The organism is Mycobacterium sp., from assembly GCF_040509115.1.
Lineage (GTDB): Bacteria > Actinomycetota > Actinomycetes > Mycobacteriales > Mycobacteriaceae > Mycobacterium.
Genome location: NZ_JBEVLO010000484.1, coordinates 1 through 2,798 on the forward strand (window position 1 = coordinate 1; position 2,798 = coordinate 2,798).

The following is a 2,798-nucleotide window of genomic DNA, read 5'->3' on the forward strand; positions in this document are numbered from 1 at the left end:
CCCCGGTCGCGGGGCGGGCCCGCGTCCTCGGCCGTGTCGTTCGCGTCGTTCGCCAAGTCGACAGGCCCCGAGAACGACAGGCCCCAAGAAACGACAGCTCAGCGTTCGAGCAGGGACAGCAGCGCGCGACTGAGTCGTCGTCGCGGCCAGCCTCGTAAGCCGTCACCGGCAAGCGCGGCTCGGGCGGCGTTACGCCCGCACACCCCGTGCACACCGCCCCCGGGATGAGCGCCTGCGCTACCGAGGTAGACGTTCTCCACCGGCGTCTCCGCCCTGGCGAGACCAGGGGTGGGCCGAAAGATCAGCTGTTGATTGAGTTGCGAGGTACCACCGTTGACTGCGCCGGAGTACAGATTTGCGTCACTGGCCTCCAGGTCCGACGGGCGTTGTATCTGCTTGCCGACGACGTGGTCGGTGAAACCAGGCGCATGCGCTTCGAGCACGCGATCAACTGCTCGTGAAAGGGACTGCGCCGCAGCGTCGTCGGAGACTCCCCGGGGGAGGTGGGTGTAGGCCCAGGCGCTTTCCGTGCCGTCGGGGGATCGGCTGGCGTCGGCGGTGGTCATTTGACCGAACAGCAGGAACGGCGCCTCGGGGACGGTTCTCGTGTTCAGGTCCGCCATCCAGCGGATCAGCCCGTCATGATCGGCCCCCAGATGGACGGTGCCCGCCCCGACCAGACTCCGCGACCGCCACGGAACGGGGGCGTCCAAGGCGTAGTTGATCTTCAATACCGGTGTGTCCCATACGAAGTGTGTCAAGTCTTGAAGCAGCGAGGCGGGCAGGGCATCGGCGGGGAGCAGGCGTTGGTACAGCTGCGGTGCAGAGGTATCGGCGATGACTGCTCGCCTCACCCGAACGGTCTCACCGTCGGCGGTGTGGACCGCGACCGCGCGGGCACCCCGGATCTCGATGCCATCGACGGGCCGCCCGCACTCGATGCGGGCACCGGCCGACGTGGCACGGTTGACGAGTGCAGTCGCCAACTGACCCGCCCCGCCGACCGGCACGGGGAAGCCGCCGTCCTGCGCCATCATGATCAGCAGGTAGCCCATGATGCCGCTGCCTGGCGCGTCGATCGGCACGTCGGCGTGCATCGCGTTGCCGAGAAGCAGCAGCCGCGCCGCGTCGCCATCGAACAGGCGTTGCGCCATCACCCCCGCAGGCGACAGCATCAGCTGGGCCAGACGCAGTGCGTCACCCGTGCCAAGCGTCCGCAGTAGGGAGACCGGGCCGCGCAGCGGCGGGAACGGAGTGAACAGGCTGCTCAGCAGGGCGGGTTTGATCTGCAGCCACTGGTCGAAGAGTCGCGCCCACCGCTCGCCGTCTCCCGGATGGTGGCGATCGAGCTCAGCGGCGGTGTGCTCGACGTCGCGGTAGATGACCGGCGCATCCTCGTCGCTGGCCGAGCGCGCGTGTCCCACCACCGACGGAGCGTGTGTCCAACGCAGTCCGTGATCCTCCAAGTGCAGTTCGCGCAGCGCCGGAGAGGCCACCGACAGGGGATAGAAGGCGCTGTAGAGGTCGCTGACGTAGCCCGGTGTCAACTCGGCGCTCTTCACTGCGCCACCCGGTTGGTCCTGCGCTTCCAAGATCAGGACGTCCCATCCCGCGTCCGCCAACAGTGCGGCGGCGACGAGGCCGTTGTGCCCTGCGCCTATCACGACCGCGTCGACGGTTGCTCCCCCGCTAATCTGCGGCGTCCAAGGACGTGCGACCCTCGGCGAGCGCAGCCAGTCGCCGGGTGCACTCCCGGTTTCGCGGCCAGGCCGCACCCAAGCTGGCGCTGGTCGGTAGCCACTTGAGCGGCGCGCTGATCGGCACCTCCGACATCTCGATGCGACACCCCGTGTCGATGTCGAAGAGCTTCAGGGTGATTCGAGCGGCACCGATCGGCCGGCCCTTCGCGATGAGAACGAGCTTGCGCTCCGGTACGCACTCATCGACGACCGTCTCGTCGTCGAGCAGCAGCGGCCAAACGCCGACCGAGTGGTGAATGGTGCTGCCAGGGGCGGGCCAATCGACGTCGACCGCGCGCATTCGGCTGTTGCCGACGACCCACTGGGAATAGGTCCAACCGTTGGCGATCTGCTCCCACACCTGACGGCGAGTAGCCGTGGTGTCTCTCTTGACCGTCAAACGGTGGTTCACTTCTGGCGGAGATCCCATGTTGGGCGCGTCCTTTCACGCGGATGGGGTCGACTCGGTCGTCGATCCGGCGGGCAGCTTCAGTCGTGCACGATCACGGGGATGTGCTGATAACGCCCTGGGGCGGGCGGGGGCGGCATGCCACCGGGCGAGGCCTTACTCGGCGGGTCCGGCGCACCGCCGTGGTCGGCCACGGCGCCAAGCATCGACACCAGGACGGCCGCGTACTCGGCGACGACCGTCGTCATCGGGTGTTGCTCACCGCAGACCAGTGCCGCCATTGCGCACACCGGACACCACGCCTGCTGGCAGCTGCTTTGCTCGCCGGTCGGCGACGGAACGCCCGCCGCCAAGGCCTCGCCAAGGGGGACGAGGACGTCCAAGACCGCCCGAGCGAATTTTCGCAGCTCGGGGCTCGGGTCGGGATGGGAGTCGGTCATGTCGGCTCAGCCCGGTGGGTCGGTGGCCTCGTTCTCGGCCGCCTGCTGGGAGCCGGTGGGATGGTCGGTAGCGCGGGGGTCGAGTCCGCCACCAGCGGTCTCGTCGTGGGAATCGTTCTCGTCGCGGTCGCTCTTGTCGTCGATCGTCATCTCAGCCTTTCGTCAACGGGTCTGAACTCTCTCGTGATCGGTCGTGTTCGGGAGGGCGGT

Annotated in this window: 4 protein-coding genes; all 4 read right to left on the bottom strand. The window is 68.1% G+C overall.

Features of this window, described 5'->3' with window-relative positions:
- Positions 1-98: 98 nt before the first annotated feature.
- The 4 genes from ABW137_RS32980 to ABW137_RS32995 are packed head-to-tail and all read right to left on the bottom strand — an operon-like array spanning position 99 to position 2,738.
- Positions 99-1,664, bottom strand: a complete 1,566-nt coding sequence (locus tag ABW137_RS32980; RefSeq protein WP_526406673.1) for a phytoene desaturase family protein — start codon at positions 1,662-1,664, stop codon at positions 99-101.
- Positions 1,665-1,689: 25 nt separating this feature from the next.
- Entirely contained in the window at positions 1,690-2,169 is a 480-nt protein-coding gene (locus ABW137_RS32985) for an SRPBCC family protein (protein ID WP_526406675.1), read from the bottom strand.
- Between the two features lie 59 nt (positions 2,170-2,228).
- Positions 2,229-2,588, bottom strand: coding sequence for a hypothetical protein (locus ABW137_RS32990; protein ID WP_526406677.1), 360 nt, complete (start codon positions 2,586-2,588; stop codon positions 2,229-2,231).
- 6 nt (positions 2,589-2,594) lie between these two features.
- Positions 2,595-2,738, bottom strand: coding sequence for a hypothetical protein (locus ABW137_RS32995; RefSeq protein WP_526406679.1), 144 nt, complete (start codon positions 2,736-2,738; stop codon positions 2,595-2,597).
- Positions 2,739-2,798 lie beyond the last annotated feature (60 nt).

Coding starts and splice junctions, on each gene's coding strand:
- ABW137_RS32985 (WP_526406675.1), bottom strand. CDS start 2,169: ATGGGATCTCCGCCAGAAGTGAACCACCGTTTGACGGTCAAGAGAGAC.
- ABW137_RS32990 (WP_526406677.1), bottom strand. CDS start 2,588: ATGACCGACTCCCATCCCGACCCGAGCCCCGAGCTGCGAAAATTCGCT.
- ABW137_RS32995 (WP_526406679.1), bottom strand. CDS start 2,738: ATGACGATCGACGACAAGAGCGACCGCGACGAGAACGATTCCCACGAC.